The sequence below is a fragment of the Duganella sp. GW821-FHT07G03 genome (assembly GCF_059418605.1).
The window spans coordinates 121733-138866 of record NZ_JBWKQE010000015.1 but is presented as its reverse complement, the minus strand read 5'-3'; the positions used below and the strand labels follow the sequence as shown (position 1 = coordinate 138866).

Sequence of the window (17134 nt, the reverse complement as noted above, 5' to 3'; positions counted from 1 at the left end):
ATCTTGCTTTATCTGGCTTCCAGCAGCGCCAGCAGGCCCGCCTCGTCCAGTATGGTCACTTCAAGTTCCTGGGCCTTGGCCAGCTTGCTGCCGGCATCGGCGCCTGCCACCAGATAATGCGTCTTCTTGGATACCGAACCGGATACCTTGCCGCCTTGCGCTTCGATCATGGCGGCAGCCTGGTCGCGGCTCAGGTTGGGCAGAGTGCCCGTCAAGACAAAGGTCTTGCCGGTCAGCGGGCCTTCGGCGGCCTGCTCCGGCAGTTGCGCCAGCAGGTCCTCGCGCAGCTTGTGCAGTGCCAGCAGCTGTTCGCGATGGCCAGGTTCCGCCATCCACGCTTCCAGCGCTTCGACCACGCCAGCCGGCAGGCCAAATACGGTGAACACCGGCAGGTGCGCCAGTACTTCCAGCGTTACTTCCTGTTCGACCAGCTGCTTACTGCGTGGCTCCGTCAATTTGGGGATGCCCAGCGCGGCCATCAGCTTGACGGTGTCGAGCTTCTCGCGCAGCTTGGCGCTCGGCGGGTGCTCGCCGGTCGGCGCGACGCCGGCGGCCATCAAGGCGTCGATGGCTTCCTGGTTCTTCGGCTCGGCGAAGAAGTCGGCGATCGACTCGGCGACGATGCCGCCGATATCGGGCAGCACGCGCAGCAGCGCGGCTGGCACGCGGCGCACCAGGTCGAAACGGCCCAGCCATTCGGCCAGCGTCTTGGCGGTCGATTCGCCGACGTGGCGGATACCGAGCGCGAACAGCATGCGCTCCAGCGGCGGGTTCTTGCTGGCGGCGATGGCTTCCAGCAGGTTGTCCGCCCACTTGGTGGCGATCTTGCCCTGGGCGACAGTCTCCGGCGTAGTGCCTTCGCGCTCGTCGGCCAGGCGCTTCATTTCCAGCAGGTCTTCCAGGGTCAACGCGTAAAGGTCTGCCACGCGCTGCACCTGGCCGTGTTCGACCAGGTTGTCGATGTAGCGGTCGCCCAGGCCTTCGATGTCCATCATGCGGCGGCCGGCGAAGTGGCGGATCGCCTCCTTGCGCTGGGCCGAGCAAAACAAACCACCGGAGCAGCGGGCAATCGCCTCGCCTTCTTCACGCACCACGTGCGAACCGCAGACCGGGCAGGTCTTCGGCAGCACATAGGCTTCCGGTTCCGGAGACGGGCGGCGTTCCAGCACCACGGACAGTACTTCGGGAATCACGTCGCCGGCGCGGCGCACGATCACCGTGTCGCCGATGCGCACGTCCTTGCGGCGTACTTCGTCTTCGTTGTGCAGCGTGGCGTTGGTGACATTGACGCCACCGACAAACACGGACGCCAGCCGCGCCACCGGCGTGATGGCGCCGGTGCGGCCGACCTGCACTTCAATCGCCAGCACAGTGGTCAGCGCTTCTTCCGCAGGGAACTTGTGCGCCAGTGCGAAACGCGGCGCGCGCGAGACGAAGCCCAGCGTGCGCTGGTCTTGCAGCAGGTTGGCTTTGTAGACCACGCCGTCGATTTCGTATGGCATGGTCGGACGTGCTTCGCCGATCTGTTTGTAGTAGGCCATCAGGCCGTCGTAGCCGCGCACCACGGCGGCCTCCTTCGCCACCGGCAGGCCCATGGTCCGATACCAGTCCAGCAGCGCGGAGTGCGACAGCGGCATCTCGGCGCCTTCCAGCGCACCGACGCCGTAAGCGAAGAAGCTCAGCTTGCGCGATGCGGTGATGCGCGAATCGAGCTGGCGCAGGCTGCCCGCCGCCGCATTGCGCGGATTGACGAACTCCTTCAGGCCGGCGTCGCGCTGGCGTGCGTTCATGGCTTCGAAATCGCTCTTGAACATCAACACTTCGCCGCGCACATCGAGAATGGCTGGCGGCGTCGGGGTGTTCAGGCGCAGCGGGATTGAGCGGATGGTGCGGATATTGGTGGTGACGTCCTCGCCGGTGTAGCCGTCGCCGCGCGTGGCCGCTTGCACCAGCAGGCCGTCGACGTAGCGCAGGTTGATGGCCAGGCCGTCATATTTGACTTCGGCCGCGTATTCGACGGCGGCCGCCGCGTCCAGCCCTTCACGCACGCGGCGGTCGAAGTTCTCGATATCCTCGTCGGTGAAGCCGTTATTCAGCGACAGCATTGGCACCGTATGGGTGACCTGGTCGAACTGCGGCAGCGGCGCCGCGCCCACGCGCTTGGTCGGCGAATCGGGCAGCGCGAATTGCGGGTGTGCTTCTTCCAGCTTTTGCAGCTCGATGAACAGCTTGTCGTACTCCGCGTCCGGGATGGTGGGCGCGTCTTCCACGTGATAGGCGTGCAGGTGCTTGTTGAGCTCCGCGCTCAACGACGCAATTCGCTCAATTACGCGCGCTTTGAAATCCACTTCGGTCATGCTACTTCCTAGCTAAACAAACGCAACGCGCGGGTCGAACCGGCCGGAATATCGGCGTCGTTCATCTCGGCGTAGAAATCCTGTACCTGGCCGGCGATCTCCGCCAGCGCGGCGTCCGACAACGGCTGGTTGTAGTCGTCGACGATGGTCGCGTCCAGGCGGCCCACCAGCGATTTGGCGCACGCCACCATCGCACCGAAGCCGTCGCGGGCTGGCGCCACGCATGGCACGTCCAGCAGCAGCGTCAGGCGCGGCGTGGTTTCCTCGGCCAGCGTGACGTTGGTCGACAGCGAGAACAGATGACCGCCCTCGCCGTCCGGCATCACGTAGCGGCCGTCGGGACGCACGTCGAAGCCCTGCTTTTCCAGTGCGCCCAGCAAGGTGGAGATAGCCCACGGCGCGCCGTTGGTTTGCAGGTTGACGCCCAGCTGCGCGTCATGACCGGCGACGAAGCGGTGCAGGTTGCGTGCTTCGGCCATCACTTCGATCATATCCGGGATTTCCGGCTCGGCGCCGATTTCGTCGGCCATCGCGCGCAGGCGCGTGACCAGTTCCGAGTATTCCAGTTCGTTCAGCGCGGTGCTGCGGCTGGCCAGCTGCACGCCGCCTTGCAGCTTGGTGTAGACGCCGCCGTGGACGATGGGCTCCCAATCGCCGCTGACGGCCAGGCCGATGTAGTACACCGGCTTGTTGCCGACCATGCGCAGTGTTTGCAGCACCGGCAGCAGCTTGTCGCCGCGCGCAGGGCCTTCCAGCGCCAGCGGCAGCAGGCAATCGATCAGCGGGTCGACCAGCGCGGTGGCTTGTTCGGCCGCCGGCGTCACGGCGTTGACGCGCGGCGCGGCCGTCGGCGCCGTGGCGTCGGCCGGATCGGTCTCGAATTCGGCAACCACCGCACCCAATGCGGCAGCGGCGGCCGAGGCCTCTCCACCAGCCAGGCCGGGAGCGGCGCTGTCGAGCGAGAAGCTAGGCTCATGGCGCGCAGCGGACGACGGCGGAGCATCGCCGGTGCGCATCAGCACATCGTCATGATCGGTCGAGAAGGCACGTTCGACGCTCTTCTTGGCCTTGTATTCCTGGATTTTGTTGTACGTGAAAACACCGGCGACGAATACGCCGGCGATTCCGATCAAACTCATTTGTAGGTCTGTCATGCTGCTTGTGCCTCGGAAGCGAAGTTTGCGGCGGATTCCATATCCACCGCCACGATGCGCGATACGCCCTGCTCTTGCATCGTCACACCGATCAGTTGATTGGCCATCTCCATCGCAATCTTGTTGTGCGAGATGAAGAGGAATTGGGTGTGGTCAGACATGCGTTTGACCATCCGGCAGAATCGTTCGGTATTGGCGTCGTCCAGCGGTGCATCGACCTCGTCGAGCAGGCAGAACGGCGCGGGGTTAAGTCGGAACATCGAGAACACCAGCGCCGTTGCGGTCAGCGCTTTTTCACCGCCGGACAACAGGTGGATGGTGGCGTTCTTTTTACCCGGCGGCTGGGCCATGACCTGCACGCCGGAATCGAGGATTTCATCGCCGGTCATGATCAGCTTCGCCTGGCCGCCACCGAACAGGATCGGGAACAGTTCGGAGAAGTGGCCGTTGACGCGGTCGAAGGTGTCTTGCAGCAGTTCGCGCGTCTCTTTGTCGATGCGCGCGATCGCGTCTTCCAGCGTGTTGATCGCCTCGTTCAAGTCGGCGTTCTGCGCGTCGAGGAAGTTCTTGCGTTCGGAGGCCGTCGCCAGCTCGTCCAGCGCGGCCAGGTTGACCGCACCCAGCATCGAGATCGCATTGGTCAGGCGGGTCACCTCACCTTGCAGGTAGGAGGCCTTCATCTCGGGATGCAGCTTCTCGGCCAGCGCCGCTTCGTCGGCCTGCACTTCGGCCAGCTGCGCGGCGAACTGCTCCTGGTTCAGGCGCGCGGCCTGTTCCTTCAGCTGCATTTCCATGATCTTGTCGCGCTGCGGCTGCAAGGCACGTTCGGTCGACATACGGCCTTCCTCGAACATGCGCAGCTGCTGCGTGATCTGATCGAGTTCGTGGCGGGCGTCGGACAACGCTTTTTCCTGGCCGGTGCGGCGATCCAGCAGGTCCTGCAGGCCCTCGTTGGCCTGACCGGATTCGAGGCTGGCCAGTTCGGCCTGTCCCGCTTCCAGGCTTTGCGTGACCTGCGCCACCTGCGCGGTCGCGGTGGCGATCGAGCGGCGGAATTCTTCGATCTTGCTGCGCTGGGACTTCTCCGCGAATTGCGCTTCCTGCGCGGCGCGTTCCAGCTCGCGCAAGGCTTCGCGGGCGTCGGACAGGCGCTGCTCTTTTTCGAGGAATAGTGTCTGGCCTTCCTCGTGGTCGCCCTGCAGGTTGCCGAGCTCCATGTCGAGCTGCTCGAACTTCTCCTCGGACTCCATCTTGACCTGGGTTTGTTCTTCTTCCTGCGCGCCGATTTCGGCCAGGTCGGTTTCGATCTGGTTGCTGCGCTGGTTGAAGCGCGCCTCGATCTCCGACAGCTTGACCACGTCCAGCTGCAAGGTGTGCACCGACTGCTGCAGGCTTTGCAGCTTGGCGCGGTACTCGGTCAGGCGGCGCGTCAATTCGGAGACGGCGGCATCGGCGCGCACCGAACGGGCGCGCGCTTCGTCGGCCAGCATCTGCTGCGCGCGCAGCTGCTTGGTGATGTTGTCGATTTCCTGCTGGCGGCCCAGCATGCCGTCCTGCTCCGAGTCGGCGGCGTAGAAACGCACGCTGCCCTGCGTGACGGCGTGGCCCTGGCGCGTGATGAAGCAGGCGCCGGCCGGCAGCTTGGCGCGGTCGGCGAAGGCTTCGGCCGTGTCCTCGGCGATGTAGACGTTGTGCAGCCAGTCCTGCAGCAGGCCGCGCAGGCCCGGATCGTTCAGCTTGAGCAGATTGAGGAACGGCTTCAGGCCCGCCACTTCCACCGGCGCAGGCGGCACCGCGTGCGACGGCGCGAACAGCGCCAGCTTGGCCGGCGGCGCGTCGTTGAAGAAGGCCTTGGCCCATTCGATGTTCGACATCTGCAAAGCCGAGGTGCGCTCGCGCAGCACGGATTCCAGCGCGGTCTCCCAGCCGGATTCGATATTCAGTTTTTGCCACAGGCGCGGCAGCGTATCAAGTTCGTGCTTTTGCAGCCACGGCGTGACCTTGCCCTGGGTCTGCACGCGCTCCTGCATCTGGCGCAGCGCGTTCAGGCGCGCTTCCAGCTGCGCGTTGGCGGCGGTTTCGGTGTTGACCTGGTGCTGCGCGGCCTGGCGTTCCTCGTCCAGCTTGGGCTGTTGTTCCAGCGCCTCGTCCAGCAGGTAGCCTTGCTCTTCCAGCGCCTGCTGCTTTTCTTCCAGCTGCATGCGCAGGTTGCTCAGGTGCGCGCTGTCGGGCAGATTGAGGCCGCTCTTTTCCTGCTGCAGGCGCTCGCGCCGCACGGCCAGGCCGTTGAGGATGTTGTTGGCGTTGCGCTGGTGTGCCGACTCCAGCTCCAGCTGCTGCTGCGCCTGCATGATGCGGGCGCGCGATTCGGTGCTTTTGGTCTGCGCCTCGCGCCACACCTGCTCCAGCATCGGCAGCGACTCGGCCTTTTGCTCGGCCATCATCTGCGACTGTTCGACCCTGGCCGACAGTTCTTCCAGCGTGAACTCGCCCTCCTCGATCTGGCCGCCGTATTCGGTGGCCTGCTGCTGCCACTGGTCGCGTTGCGCGGTCAGCGCGGCCAGCTGCGCCTGCAGGCGGCTGCGCGACTCGATGACGAACTTGATCTGCGCTTCCAGGCTGCCGATTTCGGCGTTGGTCTGGTACAGGCTGCCCTGCGCCGTGTGCAGGCGGTCGCCGGCGGCGAAGTGGCCCTGGCGCATCTGCTCCAGCGACAGCTCGACATTGCGCAGCTTGGCGGTCTGTTCTTCCAGGTCGTTCTGCGCCTGCTCCATCTCGCGGAAGTACTTCTTCTGCTCGTTTTCGGCTTCGACCTTGCGCAGCAGCCACAGCAGCTTTTGCTTTTCTTCCTGGTCCGATTGCAGCTGGTGGAACTTGGTGGCGACGGCGGCCTGGCCTTCCAGCTTCTCCAGGTTCGAGTTCAGCTCGCGCAGGATGTCGTCCACCCGCAGCAGGTTCTCGCGGGTGTCGTGCAGGCGGTTTTCGGTTTCGCGGCGGCGCTCCTTGTACTTCGAGACGCCGGCCGCTTCTTCCAAGAACACGCGCAGTTCTTCCGGGCGCGATTCGATGATGCGGCTGATCATGCCCTGGCCGATGATGGCGTAGGCGCGCGGGCCGAGGCCGGTGCCGAGGAAGATGTCCTGGATGTCGCGCCGGCGCACCGGTTGGCCGTTGATGTAGTAGGTCGAGGTGCCGTCGCGCGTCAGCGTGCGCTTGACGGCGATCTCGGCATACTGGCCCCACTGGCCCGAGGCCTTGCCGTCGTTGTTGTCGAACACCAGCTCGACCGAGGCGCGCCCGGCCGGCTTGCGGTGGGTCGAGCCGTTGAAAATGACGTCCTGCATGGACTCGCCGCGCAGCTCGGAAGCCTTGGACTCGCCCAGCACCCAGCGCACGGCGTCGATGATGTTCGACTTGCCGCAACCGTTGGGACCCACCACGCCAACCAACTGACCCGGCACCTGGAAATTGGTGGGATCAACGAAAGACTTAAATCCCGACAATTTGATGGAAGATAGACGCACGTTGTTATCTGGTGTATGGGCTGGAAAAGTTCACAATAATACCATTTTGCGCTTCAAATCTGGCCGAAAACGCGTCATGGGCCGGGCATGCGTCTATCGTAGCGGGGTTTTGGGTTCGCGCCAAATGGCGCGGGTATAAGGTTGGTCGTGGCCGGACAGCCAGAGCGCCGCCTGGGTGATCCACATTTCGGCCGGCACCGGCTCCACGCGCGGCGCAATCAGCACGATGGGGATACACAGCACCACCAGCAGCCGGCTCAGCGCCATGTGGTGCTCGGTGCTGGCGTACCAGATGAACACCGCCGCCACGGCCAGGCCGAGCAGGCAACCGGTCACCGACTCGGACACCGAATGGGCCTGCACATAGACGCGCGAGATGGAAATGAGCACGGCCAGCAGCACCCCAAGCAAGGTGCCCATGACGCGCCATTGCAGCGGCGACGAGCGGAAGGCCAGATAGAAAGCGACCGGGAACACGGCGGCGGCGCGCATCGCATGGCCGCTGAAGCCCGCGAACTCGACCGATTCCACGCCAATGCCCCAGCCGACGAAGGCCATCTTGGTGGCCACCACCAGCGCCATGCCGATGCCGAACAGCACGCACCACGCGGCCGTCAGCCGCCACGACTTGCCCGCCACCAGCCAGACGGCGATCGCGATTCCTATTGGCCCGGTTACCGCCAGACTCCCCGTCAAACTCAAACCGTGCCACCACATCATCATCTAAAAGCGCCCTATCGTTGTTTTTGCACCGCGTCATTAAAACACATGCGGGCGCATTCTAGCGAAAATTGCCGTGCAACAATAGATCTAGAGCAAAATCGGGTGGTGGCCGACGCGCTCCGGCGGGGCGTGGCATACTGTTGCCATGCTCACCATACTCGGCAAACCTTCCTCCATCAACGTCCGCAAGGTCTTGTGGACGTGCGCGGAAATCGGCCTCGATTACCGCCTGGAGGAATACGGCAGCGGCTTCCAGCCGACCAGCAGGCCGGAATTCCTGCGCATGAATCCCAACGGCATGGTGCCGGTCATCATCGACGACGGCCAGAGCCTGTGGGAATCGAACACCATCTGCCGCTATCTCGCGGGCAAGCATGGCCGCACCGATCTGCTGCCGGCCGAGCCGATGGCGCGCGCCCAGGTGGAAAAATGGATGGACTGGCAGGCCACCGAACTGAACAACGCTTGGCGCTATGCCTTCATGGCGATGATACGGCAGAGTCCCGCGCATGGCGACGCGGCGGCGCTGGTGGCCAGCATGGCGGAATGGAACCGGCTGATGGGCATGCTGGACGCGCACCTGGCGGCGGCCGGGCCGTTCGTCTGCGGCGAGGTGCTGACGCTGGCCGATATCGTGCTCGGCCTGTCGGCCAACCGCTGGCGTTCGATGCCGATGGTGCGGCCCGAGCTGGCGGCCGTCGATGCCTGGTTTGCCCGCCTGAACGAGCGCGACGGCTTCCGCACCCACGGCTGCAACGGCCTCCCCTGACACTTACTTTTGGAGTTTAGCAATGACTGTATCGACCTGGCTGTTGTTCTTATCGGTTTCCCTGGCGGCGGCGTTCAGCCCCGGACCGGGCGTGCTGATGGCGATTTCGACCGCGACCACGATGGGCGCGCGGCGCGCGCTCTACAGCTCAGCCGGCAATGCGCTGGGTGTGTTCATCGTGGCGACCACGGCGGTGGCGGGTCTGGGCTTGTTGTTGAAGACTTCGGCGCTGGCGTTCGGCGCGCTGAAGGTGGCCGGCGCGGCCTACCTGATCTACCTGGGCATCAAGGCCTGGCGCCACGCCAGCCTGGTCACTGAGACGGCGGAGACTGCCGCCACGGTGGCTGCCGAGCCGAACGCGGCCGAAGCCAGCCGCCTCAGCACCTTCCGCGCCGGCCTGCTGGTGGCGGTCAGCAATCCGAAGGCCATTCTGTTCTTCACCGCCGTGTTCCCGCAGTTCATGCCGCCGGATCACGTGGACCCGGTGCGCTTCCTGCTGCTGACGTCAACCTTCACCATCTGCACGCTGCTGTCGCACTTCTTCTACGTGGCGTGCGCATCGTGGCTGAAGCGCAGCGTCAAGCAGAGCATCGCCCGCACCCGCCTGGCCAAGCGCGCCACCGGCGTGATCTTCGTCGGCATGGGCGGCGCCCTGCTGACGTTGACGAACTCGAAGTAAACCGGCAATAAACGGCGGTACAATTCGTTTCATGAATGCCGCCCTCAAAACTTTGCTAGTCGAAGCGCTCAAACTCGATCCGAGCGAGCGCATGGACTTTGTACGGCTGCTACTTGCCAGCCTGAACGAAGACGCCGAGATCGACAAGGCCTGGGCGATTGAGATACAACACCGCATTGCCGATATAGAGAACGGCATTGAGCAAGTCATTCCGATCGCCGATGCCCTGGTTCAAGTCCGCAAAAATCTGGAATGAAACTGGTTGTCGTCCCATCCGCTCTCGCGGAATTGCAGGACGCTGCCGACCACTGACCTTACCCGAACGCCGAGGCTGGCGGGTCGATGGAGGCGTCGTTGTCGGCGCTTCGGGCCAGCGCTTGTGAGAGCGCGACGGCGACCACGCCTTCGCTACGCACCACTTGCACGGTCTGTTCGAGGAAGCGCTTGGCCAGCTGCTCGCCGGACATCGAGAATGCCTCCTGCCGCGCCGCCGTCGAGAAAATGTACAGCGTGCGCAAAGGACTGATCCACGCCAGCTTGACCTTGCGGCTGCCGCCGTCCTCCTGCTCGAACTCCAGCCACATGCCGCGCGTCAGGCTGTCGACTTCGATGGCGGCGTCTTCCTCTTCAGGATCAGGCTGCTGCTGGGCACGTGCTTCGGCGTCCGCCTTGGCGGCCGCGTCGGCTTTGGCTTGCAGCTCCAGGCGCCGCTCGGCCGCCTGCTGCGCCACCTGCATTGAAATTTCCAACTGGCGCTCCGGCGACATCTCCAGCGGTGCGCGCACGATGGAGGCGTGGCACTCGGCCAGCTCGGCAAAGAATTGCAGGCGATCCGCATCCTGCCACTTGATGATGTCCAGCCATTTGTTCAACGTGGTCAGCAGCACCGGCAGCTTGGCGATCAGCTGCCTGCGCTCGTCGGCGTTGAGCTTGGGACGCACGCTCCAGATCAGGTCGTCCATGGTCTTGGTGGCGTTGTTGACGGCACCAGGCTTGTCGTCCTCGATGCTGTAGGCGATGGTCAGCACCGACACCCAGCGCTGTTCCAGGAAGGCCTCCACCACGGCGATCACTTCGCCGGTGCCGATGCGCAGCGCCACGGCGTTCTTGGCCAGCTTGGTCGACTCGGCCATCCGCTCCTGCTTCAGCGCGGCGGCGATGGGTTCGGCGATGGCGGTGGCGGCGGCGCGCTCTTCGGCCTGGATCGATGCCTCCAGTTCATTGACCGCCTCGGTGAACACCGACAGTTCATGATCGTAATCGCGGCCGACGCGGTCGACGCTGCGCTGCATCGCCTGGAACAGCGGGTCTTCCGGTCCCTTGCGCTGCTCCCAGCCCATGCGCGACAGCAGGTCGATCAGGCGGCGCGCCGGATGGGCTTCCTGGAAGAAGAAATTCTTGTCAACCAGCGCGGCTTTCAGCACTGGGATTTGCAGGAAGCGGATCAGGTCGCGGATTTCCAGCGAGATGTTCTGGTCCTGGAAAACGGTATCGAATATCGCCGACAGCAAGTCGATGGTGCTCTCGTCGGTGCGCGACAGGCTGCCCTGCGGCATGCTGGCTTTGATGTTCGGCAGGTAGAAAACGTTGCCGCCCGCCGCGGGTGCGGCATCGACCGCCGCCTTGCCGGACGGCGCCGCTCCGGTGGCGTAACCAGCCACCGCACCCAGCGTGCCGATGGATTCATACGGAACGGCCTTTTGCAGCTGCGCCAGATATGCCAGCAGCGGCTGCTTGGCGCCGATCTGCGACAGGCGCTGCGCGTCTTCGTTGCTGATGGAGTCAGGCAGCAAGCCTTGCGCGGCGCCTTGCACCCAGACGCCGCCGGCGGGAGCGAATCCGCCCGCGGCGACAGCCGGCGCGCCGGCAAATCCGGTCGCAAAACCGGGAGCCATCAGCACGCCGCCCTGAACGCCCTGGGCAACCGCCATGACGCCGTGTGCAGCGCTTGGCGCCGCGCCGTGCCCACCCATGAGGCCGCCAGCTGCAGCCGCCTTGGCACCGGGCTGGCCTGCGCCAGCATCGCCCTGCGCGGCGGCATTCGGCACCCAGGCAGCGCCCGAGTTCAACGCCGACATCGGCAGATCGGGAATGCTCAGGTCTACGCCATGCATCAGGCCATCGGCGATGTTGTCGACGATCGCCCCCGCGGCGGAACCCTCCACATCGCTGGAGGCAAAGAACTGCCGCAACTGCTGCGCCAGCGCCGCCTGGTTGCCGCGCACGCGCGACGGTGCCGCGGCCTTGGGTTTGTCCGCCTTGCGTCCCTTGTGGCCGTCCACCGAGCCGGGCAGTACGCCCTTGCTCTGCAAGGCCAGGTTCAAGGCATCGAGCATCGGACCCAGCTCGATGAACATGCCCGGCTTGATCAGCGGCTGCAACAGCGGCGCGGCAGCGGCCTCGGTATCGAATTCGGTCCAGGCCTGCTGCAAGGCGACCAGGAACACGTCGGGCCGGAATGGATTCTGGCTGACGCGCAGGATATCGCGATCCAGCAGGAAGGCCAGGCGCACGTTCAGCGTTTGCAACTGGTCCGAATACAGGCTCTCGAACGGTTTGCTGACGCCGCTGAGCGCGACCTTGTTGTCCATCTCCTCGAACGGCACCAGCGACAGCGGCTGCTCGGCTTCGCGTACTTTGCCCTTGAGCGCCGGCGACAGCTCGGCGATCTCGCGCCGCAGCGCCTTCTCCAGCGTGGCGGACGCCAGGTGCAGGAAGGCGAAGTTGCGGTTGCGTAGCTGGTTGCCGGCGCGGATGCGCTGCTGCATGGTGCGCGGATCGCCGCCGGTGGCGTCGATCAAGGCGCCGGCCAGGCGGGTGGCCAGGTCCAGGTACTGGTCGCTGGCGTGCTTGGTGGCGATGCCGATCAACTCTTCCAACAAGGCATGCCGCGGCGAGACCGTCTTTTTCGGCAATGCGGGCGTTGTGGAAGTTGCAACCATGGTGTGACCTGCTTTTGATAGGGGAGTCCGTTTACGCCATTCTTACACATTCTTTCCACATGGCAATACCGGAAAGGAAAGACTGTGCAATATTTCGCGTATTTTTCTGTTTTCCCACAACTTTTATAGCATGAAACCCAGTATTGACGGGGCGCAAAGGACAAGATTGAAGTTTCCCTAACATAACAATTCCCTTCCGTCGCCAGCGAGATACTGCCTTGAAATTCCTGCATAACCTGGAAATCTCCAGCAAGCTGCTGGCCGCCTTCGCCGTGCTGCTCGGCCTGACTACCCTGCTGGGCCTGAGCACCCTGGCCCGCATGGGCCATATCGACGACGCCTCCGCCGAATTGTCCGGCAAATGGCTGCCACAGACTATAGCAGTGCTGTCCCTGCGCAACGATTTGCAGGAGGTGCGCAAGCTGGAATATGTGGTCGCCGGCGACAAGGACAGCATCGCCGACGCCGACCGCAAGCTGGCCGTGGCGCACGCCGCCCTGCGCGACCATGCCGGCCTGCTGGCGCGCCTGCTGGCGGCAACGCCGCAACGGCCGCAAGGCGCGGAGCTGCTGCGCCTGGCGACCGCCTACGCCGCCGAACATGATCGCTTGATCGCCCAGCTCGCCGAGGGCAAGAAGGACCAGGCAACAGCCCTGCTCAAGGGCCGTTCGCAACAAACGCTGGATGCCGTGGACGGCCAGCTCGACAAGCTGCTGGCGGCGCAAACGGCCGGCAGCCAGCAGGCGGCGCGCGCGGCCGACGAACTGTACGATGGCGCCCGTCTGATCACCTTGAGCACGCTAGGCATGGCGGTCTTCGGCGGCGCCTTGCTGGCGCTGTGGCTGGCCCGCTCGATCTCGGCGCCGCTGCAGCGGGCGATGCAGGCGGCGCAACGCATCGCCGGCGGCGACCTCAGCACCCGCATCGGCGTCACCGCCAACAGCCAGACCGGCAAGCTGCTGCAAGCGATGCAGCATATGAACGACAGCCTGCTGGCCATCATCGGCCAGGTGCAGCAAGGCGCCCGCGCCATCGACGGCGCCGCGCGCGAGATCGCCGAGGGCAATTTGAACCTGTCGACCCGCACCGAACAACAGGCCGCCTCGCTGGAGGAAACCGCGTCGTCGATGGAGCAGCTGACGGCCACCGTCAAGCAAAACGCCGAGCATGCGATGCAGGCCAACAAGCTGGCGCTGTCGGCGTCGGCGGTGGCGCTGCGCGGCGGCGCCGACGTCGAGCAGGTGGTCGGCACGATGGCGTCCATCAACGACAGCTCGCGCAAGATCGCCGAGATTATCGGCGTCATCGATGGCATCGCCTTCCAGACCAATATCCTGGCCTTGAACGCCGCGGTGGAGGCGGCCCGCGCCGGCGAACAGGGGCGCGGCTTCGCGGTGGTGGCGTCGGAAGTGCGCAACCTGGCCCAGCGCAGCGCGGCGGCCGCCAAGGAGATCAAGGAATTGATCGACGATTCGGTCGACAAGGTGGCGCGCGGCACCCAATTGGCCGACCAGGCGCGCAACACGATGGACGAGGTGGTCGGCAGCGTCAAGCGCGTGACCGGACTGATCGGCGAAATCGCCGACGCCAGCGCCGAGCAAACCGCCGGTCTCGAGCAGGTCAACCAGGCAGTGGCGGAGATGGACCAGGCCACCCAGCAGAACGCCGCCCTGGTCGAGCAGGCGACCTCGGCAACAGCCGCGATGCAAGCCGAGACGGGCAAGCTGAGCGAGGCGATCGGCGTGTTTTCCGCCCCGGGCGAGCCGGCCGCGCCTCCTGCCCTTGCCGCCGGGCTGGCCGCGCCGGCAAGCCGGATGTCGCAAGCCGGCGGACGCCGCCCGCCGTCGCCGCCTCGGCCGGCGCGGGACCTGGCGCCCGCAGCGGCGCGCCGCAAAGCCGCGCCCGCCGCGCGTCCGCCGCTGAGCGGCCACAACAGCAAGGAAGTGGAATGGGAGGAATTTTAAGACGCCGGCAAGGCGTACTCCTACACGCCACCAAGAGAAATTCCGATAGCGATCACCGGATCTCGCCCGCATCATTGCGATACCAAAAACGCGCCGGAATGCAAGCGCCGACGCGGTTCTGGCGAGCACGTTCTTTCATTTTCGCAAAGGAATCGACATGAACTCGAATCAAAAAGGTGGCAGTAGCAAGCAGGGCTCGGATCAGGGCAGCAGCAAGCAGTCGGGCGGCCAGGGTTCGTCCGGCGGATCGCGCGGCAGCAGCAGCGGCGGCACCCAGGGCGGCACCCATGAGCAGCACGTGGAAGCCGGCCGTCAAAGCCACAAGAACGACGGCAAGCAGCCCGGCAATAAAGACCGCTAAGTAGGCCGGCGCGGTCCTTGCGGCGCCGTCTGCGGGCGCCGCAACCGCCTCAAATATTCGTCACGCGCTGCCCGCGCGGTGGCACGAAGTCCTTCACCGCATTGACCATCCCCACTTTCAAGCCTTCGGCCGCCGTCAGGTGCAGGTCGGAATACTCGTGGATGCGCCAGTGCTCGTCGGCGAATTCCACGTGGTCGCGCAGGATCTGCTCGGTGCGCGCGTCGTCGGCCTGCAAGCCTTCGACGATGATGCGCAGCGCGTCCGGCCGGGCGCCGTGCGGCGCGCTGGCGTGCGACTTGTGCACCATGAAGCGCGCCGTGTCGCTGGCGTAGCGCTCGCCGCCGGCCAGGAACAGGATCACCGCGATCGAGGCCACCGCGCCGGCGTTGTAGGTGATGATCTTGATCGGCAGCTTGCTCAGGTAGTTGTACAGGCAAATGCCGTCGCTGACGTAGCCGCCGTTGGACTGGATCAGGATGTGGGCGGTGCTGATGCGGTCTTCGGTCATGTCGGCGACGGCGTCAAAGACGCGGCGCACCATGTCGCTGTTGACATCGCCGGACAGGGTGAACCACGCGTGGCCCTCGTAAGTAGTGGAATCTTGGCTCATGGCTGGGCTCTCGAATAAGTGTGATTTATTCTAGCAAATAGTTGTCTTTCGGGTCTTATTATTGCATTTCATTCGTGCGGCGCCCGCGCCCGCCTGAAACAGGCTGCAGATTGACAACAAGGTACTTCTGACATATATTCCCGAGTCTTGATCGGGAGAGGGCAAACCAGCTTTGCCGCCGAAGGGGCACTACCCAAAAACTCTCAGGCAAAAGGACCGATCAAGGGACCAGCGCGGCTGTCGGATGGAGAAATTCGACGGGATGCCAACTGGACCAACTCTGGAGAGCGGCCGCGGCGCAAGCTGGCGGCCCACCGAAGGGGCGCACGGGAACCAGGAGCCAGGCTCCTCCCGTAATCTCTCAGGTACCAAGGACAGAGGGGTCTGCGATCATTGTGGAATCAGCTTGTGTTGAGCGTTTCCTTGTATGTTCTGTTAACCCCTATTCGAATTGGACCGAGGAATTATGTCGCTCAAAGCCACCCCACTCAATAATGCCCACCGCGCAGCCGGCGCCAAGATGGTCGATTTCGGCGGCTGGGACATGCCGGTCAACTACGGCTCCCAGATCGAAGAACACAATGCGGTGCGCACCGACGTCGGCATGTTCGACGTCGCCCACATGTGCGTGGTCGACATCAAGGGCGACAATGTGCGCGGCTTCCTGCGCGGCCTGCTGGCCAACAACGTCGACAAACTGCAGGTATCGGGCAAGGCGCTGTACTCGTGCATGCTGAACCCACAGGGCTTCGTGATCGACGACCTGATCGTCTACTTCATCAACGAGAGCTGGTTCCGCCTGGTGGTCAACGCCGGCACCGCTGAAAAAGACGTGGCCTGGATGCAGCAGCACAACGCGGCCACCAAGGCCGGCCTGACCATCACCCAGCGCCGCGATGGCGCCACCGCAGCTGGCTCCCCTATGGCCTTGATCGCCGTGCAAGGCCCGAACGCCCGCGCCAAGGTGTGGCAAGTCATCCCGGAATCGAAGGAAGGCACGGCCGACATGAAGCCGTTCAACGTCGCCTTCGCCCACAGCGCCACCTTCGGCGAGGCGATGATCGCCCGCACCGGCTACACCGGCGAAGACGGCTTTGAAATCGGCGTCGCCGCCGAGCAGGCCGAGCACCTGTGGAACGCGCTGGTCGCCGCGGGCGTCAAGCCGGCCGGCCTGGGCGCGCGCGACACGCTGCGCCTGGAAGCCGGCATGAACCTGTACGGCCAGGACATGGACGAAACCGTCAACCCGCTGGACGCCGGCCTGGCCTGGACCATCGACCTGGTCGCCGAGCGCGACTTCATCGGCAAGGCAGCGCTGCAAACGATGGGCCAGAACGCCCAGTTCGTCGGCCTGATCCTGCGTGAAAAAGGCGGCGTGCTGCGCGCCCACCAGAAGGTGGTCGTAGCCGGCACCGACGCGGTCGGCGAGATCACCAGCGGCACCTTCAGCCCGTCGATGCAACAGGCGATCGCCCTGGCGCGCGTGCCCAACGGCGTGGCCGTCGGCGACACCGTGCACGTCGAGATCCGCGACAAGAAACTGGCCGCGTCGGTGGTCAAGCTGCCGTTCGTGCGCAACGGTAAAATCCTGGCTGTTTAATTTTCGAACCACCCTATCACCCTTCTGGAGCCTTACATGAACATTCCTGCCGACCTGAAGTACACCGAATCCCACGAATGGGTACGCGCTGAAGCTGACGGCACCGTCACCGTCGGCATCACCGAGTTCGCACAGGATGCGCTGGGCGATATCGTCTTCGTTGAACTGCCAAAAGTCGGCACGACCTACGGCGCCGGCGACGACGCCGCCGTGGTGGAATCGGTCAAAGCGGCCAGCGACATCTACGCGCCGATCGCCGGCGAAGTCGTGGCCGTCAACGACGACGTGGTCAACACGCCTGAGTCGATCAACGCCGATGCCTACAGCGCCTGGCTGTTCAAGATCAAGCCGGCCGACGCCGCCGCGATCAACGGCCTGCTGGACGCCGCCGCCTACGGCAAGACCACCGACGCGTAATACGCCCCGTCCTTCCCGCGCACGCGGGAAGGAC

13 protein-coding genes and 2 riboswitches are annotated in these 17134 nt (G+C 64.7%); of the genes, 7 read left to right on the top strand and 6 right to left on the bottom strand.

Features of this window, described 5'->3' with window-relative positions:
• Positions 1–8 precede the first annotated feature (8 nt).
• From ligA to AC07OK_RS19440, 4 genes are all read right to left on the bottom strand, one after another.
• Positions 9–2357, bottom strand: coding sequence for an NAD-dependent DNA ligase LigA (gene ligA / locus AC07OK_RS19455; protein WP_494691838.1), 2349 nt, complete (start codon positions 2355–2357; stop codon positions 9–11).
• Between the two features lie 8 nt (positions 2358–2365).
• A complete protein-coding gene (locus AC07OK_RS19450; protein WP_494691837.1) occupies positions 2366–3511 on the bottom strand; it encodes a cell division protein ZipA C-terminal FtsZ-binding domain-containing protein in 1146 nt (381 codons plus the stop codon).
• Entirely contained in the window at positions 3508–7035 is a 3528-nt protein-coding gene (gene smc, locus AC07OK_RS19445) for a chromosome segregation protein SMC (protein ID WP_494691836.1), read from the bottom strand. Before smc ends, AC07OK_RS19450 begins: the two co-directional genes overlap by 4 nt.
• A 93-nt stretch (positions 7036–7128) precedes the next feature.
• Positions 7129–7758: a phosphatase PAP2 family protein gene (locus AC07OK_RS19440; RefSeq protein ID WP_494691835.1), complete on the bottom strand. Its 630-nt coding sequence runs from the start codon at positions 7756–7758 to the stop codon at positions 7129–7131.
• A 145-nt stretch (positions 7759–7903) separates the two neighbouring features.
• Between AC07OK_RS19440 and AC07OK_RS19435 the strand changes: the two genes are divergently transcribed.
• The 3 genes from AC07OK_RS19435 to AC07OK_RS19425 are packed head-to-tail and all read left to right on the top strand — an operon-like array spanning position 7904 to position 9462.
• Positions 7904–8527: a glutathione S-transferase family protein gene (locus tag AC07OK_RS19435; protein WP_494691834.1), complete on the top strand. Its 624-nt coding sequence runs from the start codon at positions 7904–7906 to the stop codon at positions 8525–8527.
• A gap of 22 nt (positions 8528–8549) precedes the next feature.
• The gene (locus AC07OK_RS19430) at positions 8550–9206 is read left to right on the top strand and encodes a LysE family translocator (protein ID WP_494691833.1); all 657 of its coding nucleotides are present in this window, start codon (positions 8550–8552) and stop codon (positions 9204–9206) included.
• A 31-nt stretch (positions 9207–9237) separates the two neighbouring features.
• Positions 9238–9462 (top strand): addiction module protein, encoded by a 225-nt coding sequence (locus tag AC07OK_RS19425; protein WP_494691832.1) that lies wholly within the window; start codon positions 9238–9240, stop codon positions 9460–9462.
• Positions 9463–9520: 58 nt separating this feature from the next.
• Here the strand turns inward: AC07OK_RS19425 and AC07OK_RS19420 are convergent, their stop codons facing one another.
• Positions 9521–12148, bottom strand: coding sequence for a DUF1631 family protein (locus AC07OK_RS19420; RefSeq protein ID WP_494691831.1), 2628 nt, complete (start codon positions 12146–12148; stop codon positions 9521–9523).
• A gap of 218 nt (positions 12149–12366) precedes the next feature.
• Here AC07OK_RS19420 and AC07OK_RS19415 point away from each other — a divergent pair, with 218 nt between their 5' ends.
• Positions 12367–14112, top strand: a complete 1746-nt coding sequence (locus AC07OK_RS19415; protein ID WP_494691830.1) for a methyl-accepting chemotaxis protein — start codon at positions 12367–12369, stop codon at positions 14110–14112.
• Between the two features lie 157 nt (positions 14113–14269).
• A complete protein-coding gene (locus tag AC07OK_RS19410; RefSeq protein ID WP_494691829.1) occupies positions 14270–14473 on the top strand; it encodes a hypothetical protein in 204 nt (67 codons plus the stop codon).
• Between the two features lie 49 nt (positions 14474–14522).
• Here AC07OK_RS19410 and AC07OK_RS19405 read toward each other — a convergent pair whose 3' ends face one another.
• Positions 14523–15083 carry an ATP-dependent Clp protease proteolytic subunit gene (locus tag AC07OK_RS19405; RefSeq protein ID WP_494691828.1) on the bottom strand — a complete coding sequence of 187 codons (561 nt, stop codon included), beginning with the start codon at positions 15081–15083 and terminating at the stop codon, positions 14523–14525.
• A 142-nt stretch (positions 15084–15225) separates the two neighbouring features.
• Positions 15226–15312, top strand: a riboswitch (glycine riboswitch).
• A 41-nt stretch (positions 15313–15353) separates the two neighbouring features.
• Positions 15354–15471, top strand: a riboswitch (glycine riboswitch).
• Between the two features lie 78 nt (positions 15472–15549).
• Here AC07OK_RS19405 and gcvT point away from each other — a divergent pair.
• Positions 15550–16683 (top strand): glycine cleavage system aminomethyltransferase GcvT, encoded by a 1134-nt coding sequence (gene gcvT / locus AC07OK_RS19400; RefSeq protein WP_494691827.1) that lies wholly within the window; start codon positions 15550–15552, stop codon positions 16681–16683.
• 36 nt (positions 16684–16719) lie between these two features.
• The gene (gcvH, locus tag AC07OK_RS19395; RefSeq protein WP_494691826.1) at positions 16720–17100 is read left to right on the top strand and encodes a glycine cleavage system protein GcvH; all 381 of its coding nucleotides are present in this window, start codon (positions 16720–16722) and stop codon (positions 17098–17100) included.
• The last annotated feature ends 34 nt before the right edge of the window (positions 17101–17134 follow it).

Coding starts and splice junctions, on each gene's coding strand:
- ligA (WP_494691838.1), bottom strand. CDS start 2,357: ATGACCGAAGTGGATTTCAAAGCGCGCGTAATTGAGCGAATTGCGTCG.
- gcvH (WP_494691826.1), top strand. CDS start 16,720: ATGAACATTCCTGCCGACCTGAAGTACACCGAATCCCACGAATGGGTA.
- gcvT (WP_494691827.1), top strand. CDS start 15,550: ATGTCGCTCAAAGCCACCCCACTCAATAATGCCCACCGCGCAGCCGGC.
- AC07OK_RS19435 (WP_494691834.1), top strand. CDS start 7,904: ATGCTCACCATACTCGGCAAACCTTCCTCCATCAACGTCCGCAAGGTC.
- AC07OK_RS19420 (WP_494691831.1), bottom strand. CDS start 12,148: ATGGTTGCAACTTCCACAACGCCCGCATTGCCGAAAAAGACGGTCTCG.
- AC07OK_RS19430 (WP_494691833.1), top strand. CDS start 8,550: ATGACTGTATCGACCTGGCTGTTGTTCTTATCGGTTTCCCTGGCGGCG.
- AC07OK_RS19410 (WP_494691829.1), top strand. CDS start 14,270: ATGAACTCGAATCAAAAAGGTGGCAGTAGCAAGCAGGGCTCGGATCAG.
- AC07OK_RS19425 (WP_494691832.1), top strand. CDS start 9,238: ATGAATGCCGCCCTCAAAACTTTGCTAGTCGAAGCGCTCAAACTCGAT.
- AC07OK_RS19405 (WP_494691828.1), bottom strand. CDS start 15,083: ATGAGCCAAGATTCCACTACTTACGAGGGCCACGCGTGGTTCACCCTG.
- AC07OK_RS19450 (WP_494691837.1), bottom strand. CDS start 3,511: ATGACAGACCTACAAATGAGTTTGATCGGAATCGCCGGCGTATTCGTC.
- AC07OK_RS19440 (WP_494691835.1), bottom strand. CDS start 7,758: ATGATGATGTGGTGGCACGGTTTGAGTTTGACGGGGAGTCTGGCGGTA.